The organism is Spartinivicinus ruber, from assembly GCF_011009015.1.
Lineage (GTDB): Bacteria > Pseudomonadota > Gammaproteobacteria > Pseudomonadales > Zooshikellaceae > Spartinivicinus > Spartinivicinus ruber.
Window position 1 is genome coordinate 1,411,313 of record NZ_CP048878.1, and the last position, 19,988, is coordinate 1,431,300.

Annotated in this window: 16 protein-coding genes and 2 tRNA genes; 16 read left to right on the top strand and 2 right to left on the bottom strand. The window is 43.2% G+C overall.

What is annotated here, in order from left to right; all coding sequences use genetic code 11:
- Positions 1-6: 6 nt before the first annotated feature.
- Positions 7-1,689: a DNA repair protein RecN gene (gene recN, locus G4Y78_RS06890; protein ID WP_163832332.1), complete on the bottom strand. Its 1,683-nt coding sequence runs from the start codon at positions 1,687-1,689 to the stop codon at positions 7-9.
- 267 nt (positions 1,690-1,956) lie between these two features.
- Here recN and grpE point away from each other — a divergent pair, with 267 nt between their 5' ends.
- The 7 genes from grpE to greA all read left to right on the top strand — a co-directional run bounded on the left by grpE (position 1,957) and on the right by greA (position 11,965).
- Positions 1,957-2,589 carry a nucleotide exchange factor GrpE gene (grpE, locus tag G4Y78_RS06895; protein ID WP_163832333.1) on the top strand — a complete coding sequence of 211 codons (633 nt, stop codon included), beginning with the start codon at positions 1,957-1,959 and terminating at the stop codon, positions 2,587-2,589.
- A 149-nt stretch (positions 2,590-2,738) separates the two neighbouring features.
- Positions 2,739-4,658, top strand: a complete 1,920-nt coding sequence (dnaK, locus tag G4Y78_RS06900; protein WP_163832334.1) for a molecular chaperone DnaK — start codon at positions 2,739-2,741, stop codon at positions 4,656-4,658.
- A gap of 132 nt (positions 4,659-4,790) precedes the next feature.
- A complete protein-coding gene (gene dnaJ, locus G4Y78_RS06905) occupies positions 4,791-5,942 on the top strand; it encodes a molecular chaperone DnaJ (protein WP_163832335.1) in 1,152 nt (383 codons plus the stop codon).
- A gap of 11 nt (positions 5,943-5,953) precedes the next feature.
- A complete protein-coding gene (gene dapB, locus G4Y78_RS06910; RefSeq protein ID WP_163832336.1) occupies positions 5,954-6,757 on the top strand; it encodes a 4-hydroxy-tetrahydrodipicolinate reductase in 804 nt (267 codons plus the stop codon).
- Positions 6,758-7,076: 319 nt separating this feature from the next.
- Positions 7,077-8,207, top strand: a complete 1,131-nt coding sequence (carA, locus tag G4Y78_RS06915; protein ID WP_163832337.1) for a glutamine-hydrolyzing carbamoyl-phosphate synthase small subunit — start codon at positions 7,077-7,079, stop codon at positions 8,205-8,207.
- 64 nt (positions 8,208-8,271) lie between these two features.
- Positions 8,272-11,496: a carbamoyl-phosphate synthase large subunit gene (carB, locus tag G4Y78_RS06920; RefSeq protein ID WP_163832338.1), complete on the top strand. Its 3,225-nt coding sequence runs from the start codon at positions 8,272-8,274 to the stop codon at positions 11,494-11,496.
- A complete protein-coding gene (greA, locus tag G4Y78_RS06925; RefSeq protein ID WP_163832339.1) occupies positions 11,489-11,965 on the top strand; it encodes a transcription elongation factor GreA in 477 nt (158 codons plus the stop codon). Before carB ends, greA begins: the two co-directional genes overlap by 8 nt.
- Before the next feature lie 57 nt (positions 11,966-12,022).
- Here greA and yhbY read toward each other — a convergent pair whose 3' ends face one another.
- Complete coding sequence (gene yhbY, locus G4Y78_RS06930) at positions 12,023-12,328, bottom strand: ribosome assembly RNA-binding protein YhbY (protein ID WP_163832340.1); 306 nt, start codon at positions 12,326-12,328, stop codon at positions 12,023-12,025.
- A 287-nt stretch (positions 12,329-12,615) separates the two neighbouring features.
- Here yhbY and rlmE point away from each other — a divergent pair, with 287 nt between their 5' ends.
- The 9 genes from rlmE (at position 12,616) to rimP (ending at position 19,985) form a co-directional block, all read left to right on the top strand.
- Entirely contained in the window at positions 12,616-13,236 is a 621-nt protein-coding gene (rlmE, locus tag G4Y78_RS06935; protein ID WP_163832341.1) for a 23S rRNA (uridine(2552)-2'-O)-methyltransferase RlmE, read from the top strand.
- Positions 13,237-13,492: 256 nt separating this feature from the next.
- Positions 13,493-15,439 carry an ATP-dependent zinc metalloprotease FtsH gene (ftsH, locus tag G4Y78_RS06940; protein WP_456242952.1) on the top strand — a complete coding sequence of 649 codons (1,947 nt, stop codon included), beginning with the start codon at positions 13,493-13,495 and terminating at the stop codon, positions 15,437-15,439.
- A gap of 62 nt (positions 15,440-15,501) precedes the next feature.
- Complete coding sequence (gene folP / locus G4Y78_RS06945; protein ID WP_163832343.1) at positions 15,502-16,338, top strand: dihydropteroate synthase; 837 nt, start codon at positions 15,502-15,504, stop codon at positions 16,336-16,338.
- A gap of 42 nt (positions 16,339-16,380) precedes the next feature.
- Positions 16,381-17,724, top strand: a complete 1,344-nt coding sequence (gene glmM / locus G4Y78_RS06950; protein WP_163832344.1) for a phosphoglucosamine mutase — start codon at positions 16,381-16,383, stop codon at positions 17,722-17,724.
- Between the two features lie 115 nt (positions 17,725-17,839).
- On the top strand, positions 17,840-18,586 hold the full coding sequence (tpiA, locus tag G4Y78_RS06955; RefSeq protein WP_163832345.1) for a triose-phosphate isomerase: 747 nt from the start codon (positions 17,840-17,842) through the stop codon (positions 18,584-18,586).
- On the top strand, positions 18,587-19,123 hold the full coding sequence (gene secG, locus G4Y78_RS31510) for a preprotein translocase subunit SecG (RefSeq protein ID WP_163832346.1): 537 nt from the start codon (positions 18,587-18,589) through the stop codon (positions 19,121-19,123).
- A gap of 2 nt (positions 19,124-19,125) precedes the next feature.
- Positions 19,126-19,211, top strand: a tRNA-Leu gene (locus G4Y78_RS06965).
- Positions 19,212-19,287: 76 nt separating this feature from the next.
- Positions 19,288-19,364, top strand: a tRNA-Met gene (locus G4Y78_RS06970).
- Positions 19,365-19,529: 165 nt separating this feature from the next.
- Complete coding sequence (gene rimP / locus G4Y78_RS06975) at positions 19,530-19,985, top strand: ribosome maturation factor RimP (RefSeq protein ID WP_163832347.1); 456 nt, start codon at positions 19,530-19,532, stop codon at positions 19,983-19,985.
- Positions 19,986-19,988 lie beyond the last annotated feature (3 nt).

Consider the following 19,988-nt stretch of genomic DNA (forward strand, 5'->3'; position numbering starts at 1 on the left):
AGTAAATTAACTCGTTTGAGCATTTATTAACATTTCTTCTGCATAAGCGAGCGTTTGATCAGTAAGTTTAACGCCACCCAATAACCGGGCAATTTCAGATACTTTTCCTGCAGCGTTTAAGGTTTCGATTTGAGTATACGTTGCATTATTTTTTACGGCTTTTTTCACATTAAAGTGATGATGACCTTGGGATGCTACCTGCGGCAAATGAGTTACGCACAGCACTTGGCCTTGGTCTCCAATTTGCCGTAATAATGCGCCAACCACTTCAGCTGTGCCGCCACTAATACCCACATCAACTTCATCAAAAATTAATGTTGGCGTTGTGCTAGTTTGCGCAGTGGTCACCTGTATTGCCAAGCTAATGCGTGATAGCTCACCGCCAGATGCTACTTTTTGAATGGGTCTTAAAGGTTGGCCAGGGTTAGCTGTTACTAGAAATTCAATATTGTCTAATCCTGAAGCTAAGGGTTTGCTGCTTGAGATTGCGTCAATTTTTACTTGAAACTGACCTTGAGGCATACCTAGTCGGTTTATTTCTGAGGTAACCGCTTTGCTAAGTTTAGCAGCAGCCAGTTGTCTTTTTTTAGATAGCTTTAGTGCCAGCTGAAAATATTCAGCTGCCAGCTTTTTAGTAATTGCTTTTAGTTCAGCAATTAACTCATCTGAAGCGGCTAAATGGCTTAATTCGTCTTCCAGTTGTTGCTGAAAGGCGACAAGTTCTGTGGGATGAATACGGTGTTTTCGAGCAATATCATAAATGCAGCTCAGTCGATGCTCTATTTCCTGTAAGTGTTGTGGATCAGCCTGAGATTGCTGAATGACGTGCTGTAATGAAGACTCGGCCTCTTCAACTTGAATCTGGGCATTGATCAATAGTTGTTGTGCTTCTAGCAACTGGGGATTGTCAGTATTTAAACTGGAAAGCACTTGTAGTGAATGATTAAGTAATTGCAGTAAATTGGCTGATTCGCTTTCACTACAAATATCTATCACTTGTTGGCAATTTTGCTGTAAAGAATCAATATTGCTTAACAGCTTTTGCTCTTTTTCTAAGGCTTCTACTTCTCCGTCGTGCAATTCAAGGGCGTTCAATTCACTGAGCTGATATTCAAGTAGTTGTTGTTTAGCTTGTTGCTCTTCAGATTGGCGGGTAATAATGTCAAGTTGCTGGGTTTTTCGTAGCCATTTTCTATAGATAGTCACTAACTGTTGATAAAGGGGGGTAAGCTGGCCATAGTCATCCAGTAGTTGACGATGACAGTCTTTTTTCAATAAAGAGTGGTGTGCATGTTGACCATGAATTTCCAGTAATAAACCACCAATCTCTCGTAAGTCTTGTAATGGAGAGGGGCTGCCATTGATATAGCTGCGTGAGCGTCCTTCTCGGCTGATGACACGACGTAAAATACACTCATTACCACACTCACTTTCTAATTGCTTGGTTTTAAGCCAGGCTTGAGCTTCAAGGCAGTTACTCAGTTCAAAAGTGGCAAGAATTTCAGTTTTATCTGCACCACTTCGTACTATTGATGACTCTGCACGTTCTCCTAAAGCAAGGCTTAAGGCATCCAGCATAATGGACTTGCCAGCACCGGTTTCACCCGTAATTGCAGTCATGCCAGCAGGGATATCAAGTTCAAGCTGATCGACAATAGTAAAGTTCTTTATAACAAGCTGTGTCAGCATATAGCCCCCTCAAATGATAAAAATGGCTCACCTGGAAATGGCTTGAGCAGCTAAAAACCTTTTATCAAATCAAAAATTGTTAACTGTTTATTTGTACAGTATATACGTTTATGCAGGTGTATATGTCAAGAGAGTGGACTTATTTTTTAGTCTAAAAAAGACAGTCTTGTCTGGTTGAAAGCTTCACCTTTAACCCCATATAGCACCAGTAAGAGACTTTAAGCCGCTAAAAACTCATACAAATGATTATTTTGAGGAGGACCGGGGATGAGTGAAGAGAAGTCAGCATCAAATGAGCCAGAAAACAACACTAGCAATGAGCAAGTTGATCCCCTGTTAACTGAAGAGCTGGAAGCAAGCTCTGGCGAGGTAGGTGAGCAAGCGCAAGAAGGTGCTTCTGTGGAAGTATTGCAACAGCAGTTAGAGGCTGCATTAACTGAAACCGCGCAAGCAAAAGATCAGGTTATTCGTGCTCAAGCTGAGATGCAGAATATTCAGCGTCGAGCAAAGCAGGATGTAGAAAAAGCACATAAGTTTGCTTTAGATAAGTTTTCAAATGAACTTCTGCCAGTTGTTGATAGTTTAGAACGAGCGTTAGAAACAGCTGCTCCTGCGGCAGATGAAGAAGCTGTTAAAGCGATGCATGAGGGGATTGAGTTAACCCTTAAAATGTTCTTAGACGTGCTTAAGAAATTTAATATTGAGCAGCTTGATCCTGTGGGTGAGCCATTTGACCCTCAATATCATGAAGCAATGGCAATGCAAGAAAGCCAAGATGCTGAGCCTGGTACTGTGTTGGCGGCTATTCAAAAAGGCTATTTACTAAATGGTCGTTTGGTTCGCCCTGCGATGGTAGTTGTGGCTAAAGCCAGCGAAACAAAAATTGATGAAAAAGCTTGAAATTAACTAAATAGCACACATATTCAAAAGCAAGATTTATAGGTTATCACTGGCAAAGTAACGATACCTGCAAACAGCGATAACTGAATTAAAGTTAGAGTATTTTATTTTCTCTGTTGGTTGAGTAGCAGAGAGGGGAGAGAGTTGAAATGGGCAAAATTATTGGTATTGATTTAGGAACTACAAACTCTTGTGTTGCCATCATGGATGGTGACCCAAAAGTAATTGAAAACTCAGAAGGGGCGCGTACGACACCTTCTGTTATTGCATTTACTGATGAAGGGGAAACGTTAGTTGGTCAGCCTGCAAAGCGTCAGGCAGTTACTAATCCTAAAAATACCCTTTTTGCAATTAAGCGTTTGATTGGCCGCCGCTTTAAAGATGATGTGGTACAAAAAGACATCAAGATGGTGCCTTATACAATTGTTGAGGCAGAAAATGGTGACGCTTGGGTTGAAGTAAAAGGTGATAAAAAAGCGCCACCGCAGATTTCTGCAGAAGTTTTGAAAAAAATGAAGAAAACGGCTGAAGACTACCTTGGTGAAAAGGTAACTGAAGCAGTTATTACTGTACCTGCTTATTTCAACGATTCTCAACGTCAAGCGACAAAAGACGCTGGTCGTATTGCAGGTTTGGATGTAAAACGGATTATTAACGAGCCGACAGCAGCAGCGCTAGCTTATGGTTTAGATAAGAAGCGTGGTGACTCCACAATTGCTGTTTATGATTTGGGTGGTGGTACATTTGACGTATCGATTATCGAAATTGCTGAGGTTGATGGTGAGCACCAGTTTGAAGTGTTATCTACTAATGGTGACACTTTCTTAGGTGGTGAAGATTTTGACTTACGCTTAATTGATTATTTGGCTGATGAGTTCAAGAAAGAGTCTGGAATTGACCTGCACAACGATCCATTAGCGTTACAGCGGTTAAAAGAAGCAGCAGAAAAAGCAAAAATTGAGCTTTCATCCAGCCAGCAAACAGATGTTAACTTGCCTTACATTACTGCTGATGCATCAGGGCCTAAGCACCTTAATGTAAAAGTAACGCGTGCTAAATTAGAGTCTTTAGTTGAAGATCTAGTTGAGCGTTCAATTGAGCCTTGCCGAATTGCGCTAAAAGACGCAGATATTGATATTTCAGATATCAATGAAGTTATTTTAGTCGGTGGTCAAACCAGGATGCCTCTGGTTCAGGAGAAAGTAAAAGCATTCTTTGGTAAAGAAGCGCGTAAAGATGTTAACCCTGATGAAGCCGTTGCTATTGGTGCTGCAATCCAAGCGGCTGTGCTAGCGGGTGACGTTAAAGATGTATTGCTACTTGATGTAACACCATTAACTTTAGGTATTGAGACAATGGGTGGTGTAATGACCCCGCTTATTGAGAAAAACTCAACTATCCCGACCAAAAAGTCTCAGGTGTTTTCAACAGCAGAAGACAATCAGACAGCAGTGACTATTCATGTTTGTCAGGGTGAGCGGAAGCGTGCGCAAGAAAATAAATCGCTTGGTCGTTTTGATTTAAGTGACATTCCACCTGCGCCGCGTGGTGTGCCACAAGTTGAGGTGAGCTTTGATATTGATGCCAATGGTATTTTGCATGTGTCTGCAAAAGACAAGGCTACCAACAAAGAGCAGTCTATAGTAATCAAAGCATCTAGCGGTTTGTCAGATGATGAAATCGATAAGATGGTACAGGATGCTGAAGCCCATGCAGAAGAAGATCGCAAGTTTGAAGAGCTGATCGGCGTACGTAACACAGCAGACTCTATGATTCATGCGACTCGTAAAACCTTAGACGAAGCAAAAGATAAGGTTACTGCTGATGAGAAGGAAAATATTGAAAAAGCCATTAGCGAGCTTGAAGAAGTTGTGAAGGGTGATGATAAGGAAGCCATTGAAGCAAAAACAAAAGCGTTAACAGATGCTTCTGCAAGTTTGGCGCAAAAACTGTATGCGGAACAAGCAGCTGAAGGACAGGCTCAACCACAAGGTGAAGCTGGTGAAGAGCAGAAGAAAGCTGAAGACGCTGTTGATGCAGAGTTTGAAGAAGTTAAAGATGACAAGTAATTGCCTTTGGCATATTTGTTTTCAATAGCAGTCTGGACAACGCGGGAGTAGCTTCCCGCGTTGTTGTTTCTGTGATAAGGAGACTGCAAAGCATTACTATTAACCAGTGAATGAACTGGCAGGTTATTGTTTATGGCCAAGCGTGATTATTATGAAGTGCTCGGAGTTGCTAAAGATGCCTCAGAGCAAGACCTAAAAAAAGCCTATCGCCGGATGGCGATGAAGTACCATCCAGATCGTAATCCTGACGATAAGGATGCTGAAAATAAGTTCAAAGAGGTCAATGAAGCCTTTGAAATCTTATCTGATTCTCAAAAACGGGCTGCATATGATCAATATGGCCATGCAGGTGTTGATCCCAGTCAGGGCGCCGGTGGGTTTGGTGGCTTCGGTGCTGCAGGAGCTGGCAGTTTCAGTGATATTTTTGGTGATGTGTTTGGTGATATCTTTGGCGGCGGTGGTGGTGGCCGTAGCCAAAGTAGTGTTCAGCGCGGTGCTGACTTACGTTACTCCTTAGAATTAGAGCTGGAAGAAGCGGTTAAAGGGGTAAGCAAAAAAATTCGCATTCCTACTCAAGTAGAATGTGGTACGTGTGATGGATCAGGTGCGAAAAAAGGCTCTAAGCCTGAAAGTTGTACCACTTGTGGTGGTGTTGGCCAAGTAAGAATGCAGCAGGGTTTCTTCTCTGTGCAGCAAACCTGCCCTGCTTGTCATGGTAGTGGCAAAGTTATCAAAGATCCGTGTCACTCCTGTCATGGCTCCGGACGAACCGAGGAATATAAAACACTGTCTGTTAAGGTTCCTGCGGGAGTTGATAGCGGTGATAGAATTCGCCTAGCTGGTGAAGGGGAGGCGGGGTTTAATGGCGGGCCTCCAGGTGACCTTTATGTGCAAGTTTATGTCAAAGATCACCCTATTTTTCACCGAGATGGCAAACATCTTTATTGTGAAGTACCAATTAGCATAATTGATGCGGCGCTTGGCGGTGAGTTAGAGGTGCCCACTTTAGATGGTCGAGTCAAACTGAAAGTGCCGGCTGAAACCCAAACTGGAAAATTATTCAGACTAAGAAATAAGGGGGTTACTCCCGTTCGAGGTGGTTCTCAAGGCGATTTACTGTGTCGAGTGGTAGTAGAAACACCAGTAAATCTCACAGTCAAACAGAAAGAATTGCTGAAAGAGCTTCAGGACTCCTTCGAAGCGGAAGGCCATCACCGGCAGTCGCCAAAAAAGACTTCGTGGTTTGAGAATGTCAAAAACTTCTTTGGTGATATGAAGGTTTAGGGGGAGTAATTATGACCCGAGTGGGGATAGTAGGTGTCTCTGGCCGGATGGGCAAAGCTCTGGTGGAGGCTTGCCAAAATGATCAACAAGTTGAACTTGGTCTGGCTGTACAAAGAGCGGGTAGTAGTTTAATTGGCGTTGATGTGGGGGAGCTGGCTGGTGTTGGTAAAGCTGGTCTGGTAGTGGTTGATAGTCTTGTTGAGCAAATTGATCAGGTGGATGTAGTGATTGACTTTACTCGCCCTGATTTTACCTTAGCTAATCTGGAGGCTTGTAAAGCCCACAATAAGCCAATTGTAATAGGCACCACTGGTTTTTCTGAAGAAGAAAAACAGCAGATTCAGCAGGCAGGTAATACTATTCCTGTGGTATTGGCTCCTAATACTAGTGTTGGCGTAAATTTGAGTTTGAAGGTGCTGCAACTGGTGGCTCAGGTCATGGGTGAAGAAGCTGATATTGAAATTATCGAGGCCCACCACCGCCATAAAGTCGATGCTCCCTCTGGAACAGCTTTAAGAATGGGGAAAGCTGTCGCTGATGCTTTAGGTAGAGATTTATCCAAATGTGCTGTGTATGGTCGTGAAGGCATTACGGGGGAGCGTGATCCGCAAACAATTGGTTTTGCTACTGTGCGTGCAGGTGATATCGTGGGTGAGCATACAGTAATGTTTGCAACTGAGGGTGAAAGGCTGGAAATTAGCCATAAAGCGAGTAGCCGCCAAACATTTGCTAAAGGTGCTTTGAGAGCTGCGAAATGGCTTCAGCAGCAACCAGCCGGCTTTTATGATATGCAAGACGTTTTAGCGTTAAATTGATTTTTTGCTAGACCAAACAGAAGGGTTCATATAAAATCCCGTCAATTTGTGCCGACTGAACGGTTAAGGTTTGTACGTAGTTGGTAATTGCTGATGAAGTCAGTTGTCGACTATATTGTGTAAAATGCAGCTCATCAAAATAGTGCAAGCCTTAAATAAGCTCTTTATCAATGAGTTAGTTATTTAAAAGGCGATATTACATATCTACTAATAAAATAACTACTCACAGAAAAGCGGGATGAAACATTTTTTTGTTACATCTCGCTTTTTTATGGCCTACAAAAATGTTTGGTTAATTTATTAGCAGGGGAGATTTTCATTGGCTAAGGCAGCAATTTTAGCTCTCGAAGACGGTAGTATTTTTCGAGGGGTTGCCATTGGCGCTGAAGGTTATGCCAGTGGTGAAGTTGTTTTTAATACTGCAATGACGGGCTATCAAGAAATTCTCACTGATCCCTCCTATGCCCGCCAGCTTGTCACTCTTACTTATCCTCATATTGGCAACACTGGTACTAATCAGCAAGATGAAGAATCCACTCAGGTTTGGGCGGATGGCTTGATTATTCGTGATTTACCGTTGTTAGCCAGTAATTGGCGAAATGAGCAGTCGCTTTCAGATTACCTGGTTAAGCGTAATATTGTCGCAATTGCAGAAATTGATACCCGCCGACTAACTCGTTTATTAAGAGAAAAAGGTACACAAAATGGCTGCATCATCGCAGGTGATGAGTTAGATGAAGATAAAGCAATTGCTTTGGCAAAAGACTTTCCTGGCCTAAAAGGAATGGATTTAGCTAAAGAAGTGACCACTAAGGAGCGCTATAACTGGATCGAGGGAGCTTGGGAGCTAACTACCAATGCCCATGTTAATCACGATGCTCAGCCTTATCACGTAGTGGCTTATGACTTTGGTGTTAAGCGGAATATTTTGCGAATGTTGGCTGATCGTGGCTGCCGCCTAACGGTTGTGCCGGCAACCACTTCTGCTGAAGATGTTTTAGCGATGAGTCCTGATGGTGTGTTCTTATCCAATGGCCCAGGTGATCCAGAGCCTTGTGACTATGCAATAAAAGCCATTCAGTCGATTTTGCAGACAGATATTCCGGTGTTTGGTATTTGTCTTGGTCATCAACTGTTAGCACTGGCAGTTGGTGCTGAAACTGAAAAAATGAAGTTTGGTCATCATGGGGCAAACCACCCAGTTCAAGATCTAACGACGAAAAAAGTAATGATTACCAGCCAAAACCATGGGTTTGCGGTAAAAGAAAGCTCTCTTCCTGACAATGTAGAAGCAACTCATAAGTCATTATTTGATGGCTCACTGCAGGGTATCCACCTAACAGATAAGCCTGCATTTAGTTTCCAGGGACACCCAGAAGCAAGCCCAGGCCCCCATGATGTAGCGCCACTATTTGATCACTTTATAGAGTTGATTAAAGCCGGGCGTTAACAGAGAAAGTAGTGAGTGTAGACAGGTAATCCTGACCATTTAGTTTTGCAGTGTAGAGATAACCATGCCAAAGCGGACTGACATCAAAAGTATTCTGATTTTAGGAGCTGGACCGATTGTTATTGGTCAAGCTTGTGAGTTTGACTATTCAGGGGCTCAGGCCTGTAAGGCGCTACGGGAGGAAGGCTACCGAGTTATCTTGGTTAACTCCAACCCTGCGACTATTATGACTGATCCAGTGATGGCGGATGCTACCTATATTGAGCCAATCCGCTGGGAAACAGTCGCTAAAATCATTGAAAAAGAAAAGCCAGATGCACTGTTACCAACGATGGGAGGTCAGACAGCCCTTAACTGTGCGTTGGATTTACACCGTCATGGCATCTTGGAACAGTTCAAAGTAGAGCTTATTGGTGCTAATCATGATGCTATCGATAAAGCTGAAGATCGTCACCGCTTTGATGAGGCAATGAAAGCCATTGGCTTGGAAACGCCCAAAGCTGGCATTGCTCATAGTATGGAAGAAGCCTATAAAGTGCAGGTTGAAGTTGGTTTCCCTTGTATTATCCGCCCGTCTTTCACAATGGGTGGGACGGGGGGGGGTATTGCCTACAACCGTGAAGAGTTTGAAGAGATTTGTCAGCGTGGTTTGGATTTATCACCAACCAATGAGCTGTTGATTGATGAATCGTTAATTGGTTGGAAAGAGTACGAAATGGAAGTTGTTCGGGATAAAAACGACAACTGCATTATTGTTTGCTCGATTGAAAACTTTGATCCAATGGGAGTCCACACAGGTGATTCCATTACTGTAGCACCATCACAGACCCTGACTGATAAAGAGTATCAATTGATGAGAAATGCATCAGTTGATGTGCTTCGTGAGATTGGGGTGGAAACCGGTGGTTCTAACGTCCAATTTGGCCTTAACCCAGATAATGGTCGGATGGTTGTCATTGAGATGAATCCAAGGGTTTCTCGCTCATCCGCACTGGCATCAAAAGCAACAGGTTTTCCTATTGCTAAAGTGGCGGCTAAATTAGCGGTTGGCTATACCCTGGATGAGTTGAAAAATGACATTACTGGTGGTACTACGCCAGCTTCTTTTGAGCCTGCTATTGATTATGTGGTAACTAAAATCCCACGGTTTGCGTTCGAAAAATTCCCTCAAGCTGATGCTCGCTTAACCACCCAAATGAAATCGGTGGGAGAGGTGATGGCAATTGGCCGTAACTTCCAGGAGTCGGTACAAAAAGCATTGCGAGGTTTGGAGATTGGTGTTGATGGGTTTGATCCCATGCTGGATTTGGATGCTGAAGATGCTTTGCAAACGCTGAAGTCTGAATTGATTACCCCGAAAGCAGAAAGAATCTGGTATGTGGCTGATGCCTTCCGCGCTGGCTTAACAGTTGATGATGTGTTTGCACTGACCAAAATTGATCGCTGGTTTTTAGTGCAAATTGAAGACTTAGTTAAGGTTGAGGGAGATGTTGCCAAGCTAGGCCTGCATGAGATTGATGAAAAACTGACTTTTCAGCTGAAGCGCAAAGGCTTTTCTGATGCGCGTCTAGCTCATTTATTAGGTATTAGTGAAAAAAGCTTCCGAGAGCATCGCCAGAAGTTTGGAGTGAGACCTGTTTATAAACGGGTAGATACTTGTGCAGCTGAGTTTGCTTCTTCTACTGCCTATATGTATTCAACCTATGATGAAGAGTGTGAGGCAGCCCCAACAGCAAAACCTAAAATCATGGTGTTGGGTGGAGGGCCAAACCGAATAGGCCAAGGGATTGAATTTGATTACTGCTGTGTTCATGCGGCGCTAGCACTAAAAGAAGATGGCTATGAAACCATCATGGTCAACTGTAATCCTGAGACAGTTTCAACTGATTATGATACCTCTGATCGACTTTACTTTGAGTCTGTCACTTTAGAGGATGTGTTAGAAATTGTTGAAGTAGAGCGCCCACAAGGGGTTATCGTGCATTATGGTGGACAGACTCCCTTAAAATTGGCTAGAGGGCTTGAGGCCGCTGGTGTGCCTATTATTGGTACCACTCCTGAGGCAATTGATCGTGCAGAAGATCGTGAGCGATTCCAGCAAATGATTGAGCGTTTAGGGCTTAAACAGCCTGATAATGGCACGGCAAGAAGTGCTGAAGAAGCTATTGCCATCGCAATGGATATTGGTTATCCCTTGGTGGTTCGTCCTTCATATGTGCTAGGTGGGCGAGCGATGGAGATCGTCAGTAATGAAGAAGAGCTGCAAAAATATATGCGTGAAGCAGTTCAGGTTTCTAATGATAGCCCAGTTTTACTAGACTTTTTCTTGAACCGTGCAATTGAGGTAGATGTTGATGCGGTTTGCGATGGTGAAACCGTTGTTATTGGTGCTATTATGCAACACATTGAGCAGGCTGGGGTGCACTCCGGTGACTCTGCTTGTTCCCTGCCTCCTTATAGTCTCAGTAAAGATTTTCAAGATCAGATTCGTGAGCAAGTGAAGCGAATGGCTCTTGAGCTTGGGGTTGTTGGGTTAATGAATGTTCAGCTGGCAATCCAGGATGACGAAATTTACGTCATTGAGGTGAATCCAAGGGCTTCACGAACGGTACCGTTTGTTTCAAAATGTATCGGCCGCTCGTTAGCAAAAGTGGCTGCATTGGTAATGGCTGGTAAGTCGTTAGCAGAAGTTGGCTTCACTGAGGAAGTAATTCCTCCTTATTTCTGTGTAAAAGAATCGGTTTTCCCGTTTAATAAGTTTCCGGGGGTGGATCCGATTCTGGGGCCTGAAATGAAGTCAACGGGTGAAGTAATGGGCGTTGGTGATAGCTTTGCTGAAGCATTTGCTAAGGGGCACTTAGCTGCACATGCAATGCTGCCAATTGAAGGCAAGGTTATAATCAGTGTTAGAGATGAAGACAAACCTCGAGCTGTTGATGTAGCTAAAGTACTTATTGCTCAGGGCTTCAGTGTTTATGCAACAGTAGGTACAGCCAAGGCATTAGAGTCGGCAGGTTTAACAATTCAGCGAGTAAATAAAGTCACTGAAGGCCGCCCGCATTTAGTTGATATGATTAAAAATGACGAAATCTCTTTGGTAATTAATACTACCGAAGGGCGTCAAGCTATTGCTGATTCTTATATGATCAGGCGGTCAGCACTACAGCATAAAGTGCCTTACTCGACCACATTAGCAGGAGCCGAGGCAGTTGCTCAGGCGATTCAGTTTGGTCCTGAGCGAACAGTGCGTCGGCTACAGGATTTGCACAAAGGTGTTATGAATGAATAGGGTTCCAATGACTGTCCAGGGCGAACGTGCCTTAAGGGATGAGTTAGAACGACTGAAAGGGGTAGAGCGTCCTCGGATTATTCAGGCGATTGCCGATGCTCGTGAACATGGTGATCTCAAAGAAAATGCTGAGTATCATGCAGCCAGGGAGCAACAAAGTTTTGCTGAAGGGCGAATCAGTGAAATTGAGGCAAAGCTTTCTAGTGCTCAGGTGATTGATGTCACCAAGATTGCAAAGACTGGTAAAGTATTTTTTGGTACAACAGTTGCTCTCATTAATCTTGACTCTAATGAGGAAGTGGAATACCAGATAGTGGGTGAAGATGAAGCTGATATTAAAAATAATAAGATATCGGTTAGTTCGCCTATAGCAAGAGCTCTGATTGGCAAAGAAGAGAATGATGTTGTCTTGGTTAAGACTCCATCCGGTGACACTGAATATGAAATTGCTGAGGTAAAACACCTCTAAGCTCTTAAGCCATTAAAAAAGCCCCTGTACAGAGGGGCTTTTTTAATGGCTGATTTTTTAGCCGCGTAATAAGTTGGATAAAGCAGGGTTAGGTTCTTTGGCCGGCTTGTAAATTAGAGCAATATTACCAATGGTTTGAACCTGCTCAGCATTGACCTCATTGCAAAGCTCATTAATTAATGCCTTTTTAGCTTCACGATCGCCCACCGCAAATTTTACTTTGATTAGCTCATGATCAGCTAGTGCTCGAGTGGTTTCATCCAATACTCCAGCAGATAAGCCATTGCTAGCAATGATAACCACTGGTTTAAGGTTGTGGCCAATGGTGCGAAAACGCTTTTTTTGGGCAGCGGTTAATGCCATGCAAATGACTCCGTAAAACTTAAGTAATTTCTCATAATAAATTAGTGATGTAGCTTGTAACCTTTAAATAAGGGAGTCTTTCACTTAATGACCTAGTAGCGTGTTAAATGTCATTTATTTACAGGATACACCATTAAAGAAGACCGCGGATAATACAAGAACTGCTAGGTGTTTGCCTAGTGGTTAGTAGTACAGAGGTCGTCGCCTGTTTAATTAAAAGCACAATATTATCTCTTTAGTGTTAAGATCTATTTGTTAATTAAGTTTTTTCATGAGATTTATAGGTTATGGGGCGGTCAAAGAGCAGTAATCGTTGGCTTCAGGAACATTTTTCTGATCAGTTTGTTAAACAGTCGCAAAAGGATGGTTATCGTTCGAGGGCGAGCTATAAGTTACTGGAAATTCAGCAGAAAGATCGCTTGTTCAAACCGGGTATGGCAGTGGTGGATTTAGGGGCTGCCCCTGGTGGTTGGACTCAGGTGGCAGCAGAGTTAGTTGGTGATAGTGGCAAAGTAGTTGCTTCTGATATTTTGCCTATGGATCCAATTGCTGATGTCAGCTTTGTTCAGGGTGACTTTACCGAAGAGACAGTTTTGGAAGATATCCTTGCGGCAATTGGTGCTGAGAAAGTTGACCTTGTAATTTCTGATATGGCCCCCAATATGAGTGGTATGAAAGCAGTTGATCAGCCGAAAGCCATGTATTTGGCTGAACTAGCGCTGGATCTGTCATTACAAGTACTGAAGCCAAAGGGTGACTTTTTAACAAAAGTATTCCAAGGTGAAGGTTTTGACCAATATTTTAAGGCAATGCGAGAAGCCTTTGCTTCCGTGGTTACTCGAAAGCCACTGGCATCAAGATCTCGCTCACGTGAAGTTTATCTGCTTGGAAAGGGGTTTAAAGGTTAATCAGCTTCGGTAATAGAGTTAATAGCACTAAACTATAGATGAGAAACTGTTTCAATTAATGGATCTGTAGTAAGGTATAGCACCATAAACTTTGGCTAGTGCTAATGTTTAGCATGCTCGTGGAAAGATTGTAAAATAGCGCGCCGTTTTAAAGAGATGTTAAGTTGCTTTTAATGCCCTTAGTCTTTATCTCAGCCGCATAATTACAAACAGACCGAGTGACTGTTAGGCTTGTTCGCTCGAAGAGGGTAGCCCGTTGAATGATATGGCAAAGAATTTAGTTTTATGGCTAATAATCGCGTTGGTATTGCTGACGGTTTTTAAAAACTTCGGCAACATGCAGTCATCAACCAAAGAGCTGACCTATACACAGTTTGTTAATTTGGTCGAAAATAAACAGGTTAGTAAGGTCGTTATTGATGGTTTTACAGTAACGGGCATCTTAAACGGTAGCGAACGTTTTGAAACTAACCTCCCTCCTACAATTCAAGACAACAAGCTAATGGATGACTTGTTGGCAAATCAGGTTGAGGTAGTTGCTAAGCCGTTAGAGAAACAAAGTATTTGGACTCAGCTGTTAGTTGCCAGCTTCCCTATTTTGGTCATTATTGCTGTCTTTATGTTTTTCATGCGCCAAATGCAGGGTGGTTCGGGTGGTCGTGGTGGCCCCATGAGTTTTGGTAAAAGTAAAGCTCGGCTGCTTAGTGAGGATCAAATCAAGACTAATTTCACTGATGTTGCAGGTGTTGATGAAGCAAAAGAGGATGTACAGGAGCTAGTTGAGTTTCTGCGTGACCCTGGGAAATTTAAACGCCTTGGCGGTCGTATCCCGCGAGGGGTCTTGATGGTTGGGTCTCCTGGTACAGGTAAAACCCTTTTAGCTAAAGCCATTGCTGGTGAGGCAAAAGTCCCATTCTTTACTATTTCAGGCTCTGACTTTGTAGAAATGTTTGTTGGTGTGGGTGCTTCACGTGTTCGTGATATGTTTGACCAGGCCAAGAAACAGTCGCCCTGCATTATCTTCATTGATGAAATTGATGCGGTGGGTCGTCATCGTGGTGCTGGCTTGGGTGGCGGTCATGATGAGCGTGAACAAACCCTTAACCAGCTGTTGGTTGAAATGGATGGTTTTGAGGGTAATGAGGGCGTAATTGTTATTGCTGCCACTAACCGTCCTGATGTGCTTGACCCTGCTTTATTGAGACCTGGTCGCTTTGACCGTCAGGTAGTCGTGCCATTACCTGATATTCGTGGCCGAGAGCAAATTCTGAAAGTACATATGAGAAAGGTGCCTTTAGCAGATGATGTTAATCCATCAATCATTGCTCGAGGTACACCAGGTTTCTCTGGTGCTGACTTGGCAAATCTAGTCAATGAGGCTGCTTTATTTGCTGCCAGGGCGAATAATCGTATTGTTTCAATGGCTGAATTTGAGCTGGCCAAAGATAAGATCATGATGGGCGCTGAGCGAAAGTCCATGGTGATGAGTGAGAAAGAAAAGCTAAACACAGCTTATCATGAAGCTGGGCATGCAATTGTTGGGCGGTTGGTTCCAGAGCATGATCCAGTTTATAAGGTTACTATCATTCCTAGAGGTAGGGCGCTAGGGGTTACCATGTTCCTACCAGAAGAAGATCGCTATAGTCAGAGTAAGCAAGCATTGACTAGTCAGATATGTAGCTTGTTTGGTGGACGGATTGCTGAAGAAATGACTTTGGGGGCTAATGGTGTGACCACAGGTGCTTCTAATGATATTCAGCGTGCCACTCAGATTGCCCGTAATATGGTGGCTAAATGGGGCTTGTCTGAAAAACTAGGCCCATTGATGTATGACGAGGATGAAGGTGAAGTCTTCCTTGGGCGTAGCCAAGGAAGCTCAAGGCTGAATGTATCCCAGCAAACAGCACGGTTGATTGACGAAGAGGTGCGCTCATTAATTGATGGATGTTATACAACAGCTGAAAAAATTCTTAAGGAAAACAGAGATAAATTGGACTTAATGGCTGAAGCTCTCATGCAATATGAGACCATAGACTCACAGCAAATTGATGACATTATGGCTGGTAAAAAACCTCGCCCTCCAGCTGGGTGGCATGATGGGGACTCATCTGGTGGTAGTACCGTAACTGATCTTGATAAAAAAGAAGATAAAGGTACCAAAACGCCTGACCCTTCAATAGGTGGGCCTGCAGGTGAGCATTAATGCTCACCTTTGCTTTTCAGCTTAACTTTTCCTTCCTCGACTAAAATTATCTGAACAATAGTATGACTCAGCTATTAGCCTGTGGTGATCAGTCGCTTGATTTAACCCGCCCTCATGTAATGGGTATTCTTAATGTAACACCCGACTCGTTTTATGATGGTGGCTCTTATAAGTATCTTGATCGGGCTTTAATGCAGGCTGAGAAAATGGTTCAAGACGGCGCTAGCATTATTGATATTGGAGGAGAGTCAACGCGCCCTGGTGCAAAGCCTGTTAGTGTTGCTGAGGAGCTAGACCGGGTAATCCCAGCTGTTGAGTGTATTAGGCAGCAGTTTAATGTCATTGTATCAATTGATACCAGTACCCCAGCGGTTATTACTGAGGCGGCGTGTAAAGGTGCTGGACTTATTAATGATGTACGTGCTTTACAGCGAGAGGGTGCCTTGCAGGCTGCTGCTAATACAGGCTTGCCTATTTGCTTGATGCATATGCAGGGAGAGCCAGGGAGTATGCAGGATAACCCTCAGTACTCTGCAGTAGTTGATGAGGTTAAACAGTTTCTTTTATCGAGAATCAAAGCCTGTGAAGAGGTTGGAATTGATCGGTCCCAATTAATTATTGACCCAGGCTTTGGTTTTGGGAAAAGTGTTGGGCATAACTTTAGTTTGGCGAAGCACTTGGCAGAGTTGAAAAATCTTGAGTTGCCAATATTGATTGGTGTATCAAGAAAATCCATGATTGGTGCTATTTTGCACAAGGACGTTGATGATCGATTGTTTGGTTCACTGGCAGTTAACATTTGGTGTTATTTACAGGGTGGCAATATTTTTAGGGTACATGATGTGGCTGCGACTGTAGATTGTTTGAAGTTAGTCCAGGCTATTCAAGAGGCAAATTAAATTTAGGGATAGATATTTTAACTGTTATTTGTGGCTGCAAAAATGAAGAAAAAATACTTTGGAACTGATGGTATTCGGGGTCAAGTAGGGCAATACCCTATCACACCAGATTTTATGTTAAAGCTGGGTTGGGCAGCAGGTAAGGTGTTTGCTCAAGAGAGTAAGGGTAAAATTCTGATTGGTAAAGATACACGTATTTCTGGCTATATGTTTGAGGCTGCACTCGAAGCAGGACTTTCCTCTGCTGGTGTTGATGTCAGTTTGCTTGGCCCCATGCCAACCCCTGCTATCGCTTACTTAACCAGAACGTTTAATGCCCAGGCTGGTATAGTTATTAGTGCTTCCCATAACCCATATCAGGATAATGGAATTAAGTTTTTTTCTGCAGCAGGAACCAAATTAGATGACAGTGTTGAGTTAGCCATTGAAGCGATGCTGGATCAAGAAGTGAAATGTGTTGATTCCAGTAAATTAGGTAAGGCGACGCGAATCAATGATGCTGCTGGCCGCTATATTGAGTACTGTAAAGGAACAGTGGCAGGCAACCTGGATCTTAGTGGTTTAAAAATCGTGGTCGATGCAGCCAATGGAGCGACTTACCATGTTGGCCCTGCTGTGTTTCGAGAGTTGGGAGCTGATGTTATTTCAATAGGGATAGAGCCAAATGGTATCAATATTAATAAAGAGGTTGGCTCTACTCACTTGAGTGCCTTGCAGAAAAAAGTGGTTGAAGAGCAAGCTGATTTAGGTATTGCTTTTGATGGCGATGGCGATCGGGTGATGATGGTTGATCATCAAGGCCAGGCTGTGGATGGTGATGAGTTGCTGTTCATTATTGCTAGTAGCCAGGCTCATCAGAGGTTATTGCAAGGTGGTGTGGTTGGTACATTGATGACCAATTTGGGAATGGAGTTAGCGTTGTCAGAAATGAATATCCCTTTTGCTCGAGCAAAAGTAGGTGATCGCTATGTAAATGAAATGCTGCTTGCAAAAGGCTGGTTTTTAGGTGGTGAATCTTCAGGGCATATTATTTGCCGGGATGTGGCCACAACTGGAGATGGTATTGTTTCTGCGTTGCAAGTTTTAAAAGCACTGAAAGCAAGACGGCAGTCGTTATTTGAAGTAAAACAACTGATGTGTAAATTTCCACAAAAAATGGTCAATGTTCAGCTAGCTAGTAAGATAGATATTGCTAAAAATAGTCAAATCCAAGCTGCTGTCAGTGAGGCGGAAGCAGAGCTGTCAGGAAAAGGGAGAGTGTTATTAAGGCCATCTGGTACTGAGCCAGTTATTCGGGTGATGGTTGAAGGTGAAGATGAGTTAAAAGTAAATATGTTGGTAAGCCAACTAGCGGATGCTGTTAAAGAGGCGGTTGTGCTTGACTAAGGCAAATAGGATAAAAAAGCTCCTGGCTAGGCTAAAAGCACTGATAATAGTTTTGTTTATTGTCTGTAACTAAATCATAGGGTAACATTCCTGCCCCAAAAACAGTGTAGGTATCATGCGAACACCAATCGTAATTGCCAATTGGAAGATGAATGGCGGTTTAGCAGCTAATGCTGAGTTAGTTGGTCAATTGACACAGAAGTTGGCTAAGCAACAAGCGGCAACTATTGTAATTTGTCCACCATCTCCATATTTATCTCAAGTGGAGCAGTTAATCGAAAATAGCAATATTCGGTTAGGGGCGCAAAATGTTTCAGAGTATTCTGTAGGTGCCTATACTGGAGAAGTTTCGTTAAAAATGTTACAGGAGTTTGGCGTTCAGTATGTCATTGTTGGGCACTCTGAGCGCCGAGTGGTATTTAAAGAAACAGATCAACAAGTTGCTGAAAAGTGTAGGGTTGTTGTAGCTAGAGGTTTGGTGCCAGTTATCTGTATTGGTGAGTCACTGGAGGAGCGGCAGCAAGGCAATGCACAAGCTGTAATAGAGCAGCAGCTGCAAGCGTTGAGCTTAGGTGAGTTGGGTGGTGCATTTATTATTGCCTATGAGCCAATCTGGGCAATAGGTACGGGTGAAACGGCAACCCCTGAGCAAGCCCAGGAAATGCATAGTTTTATTAGGTCACAGCTACAGTCTCTCATATCAGGGCGAGCTGATAGTATCTCAATATTGTATGGCGGTAGTGTTAAGTCGGATAATGCCAGGCAGCTTTTTGCGATGCCTGACATTGATGGCGGGTTAGTTGGTGGAGCCTCTTTGCAGGCTGAAGAATTTTTTGCGATTTGTCGAGCTGCAGGTAATTAAATGGAGACATTAGTTTTAATTGGTCATGTATTGGCTGCATTAGCTTTAATAGGGTTAATTCTATTACAGCAAGGTAAAGGGGCTGAAGCAGGTGCATCATTTGGCGGTGGCGCATCGCAAACAATATTTGGTAGCCAAGGGGCTGGTAACTTTTTAACTAGAGTTACTGCTATTTTGGCAACAGTATTTTTTATTACCAGCTTTTCTCTAGCATTATTTGCGAAACACAAAGCAGAAGGTGGTGTGGATCCACTAGAAAAAGCTGTGATAACTGAACAGCCTATTGTTGAAACAGATGTGCCGACTTTAGATAACGCCGCTGAGAAAAAAACTGTAGAAAACGATGTGCCAGCGCTTGACGCAGAGGGGGTAAATGAAGCAGAATCTACCCCCGCTTCTGAGGGGAGTAAAACTTCAGATGTAGGTGCTGAATCAGTTGAGTCTAGTCAGGCCCAAACAGGAGCAGTGGAAAGTGCTAGTGAAGTAAATAGCACAAGTGAAGCAAACACTTCATCTGAAGTAAACTCTGAACAGTAAATGCCGAAGTGGTGGAATTGGTAGACACGCTATCTTGAGGGGGTAGTGGCTTCTAGCCGTGCCGGTTCAAGTCCGGCCTTCGGCACCAAGCAGTCCAAGTTTCATATCTAATATTTTCAAGCAGTTGACCATTAGTTTATAACTGATATAATTTTGGTCGCTATTGCGGGGTGGAGCAGTCTGGTAGCTCGTCGGGCTCATAACCCGAAGGTCGTTGGTTCGAATCCAGCCCCCGCTACCATATTTTTAAGAACCCCTTTTTTAAGGGGTTTTTTATTAGCTGTAGTAAGTAATCGTTCAGCTTAGCAAGCTAAGTATAGCACTGAACATTGCTGTATTTTGAGATTGGGCGCTATGCCCTTTTTTTATTGCTGCCATGAAGGCCTGCTAAACAGGTATTAAAACAGTGAGCAAACAACATGATGCATTATCTGAGTTAATTGAGCCTACTATTGATAGTTTGGGCTTTGAACTTTGGGGGATAGAATTTTTTACCCAAGGAAAGCACTCTAAATTGCGCGTTTTTATTGAAAGTGATGCAGGTATATCACTAGAAAACTGTGAGCAAGTTAGCCGTCAGGTGAGTAGTATTCTGGATGTTGAAGATCCTATTGCTGGCGAATATACCTTGGAGGTTTCTTCTCCAGGTCTGGATAGACGTTTATTTAAACTCGATCATTTTCAGCGCTTCATTGGTAGTAAAGTTAGTTTGAAATTAAGAATCCCTTTTGAAGGGAAACGAAAGTTTGTTGGCAGGATCAATGGTGTAGAAGAAGATGAGGTCGTGTTACAAGTAGATGAGCACGAATATTTATTACCAATAACTTCTATTGAAAAGGCTAATATTGTTCCTGAGTTTTGATAA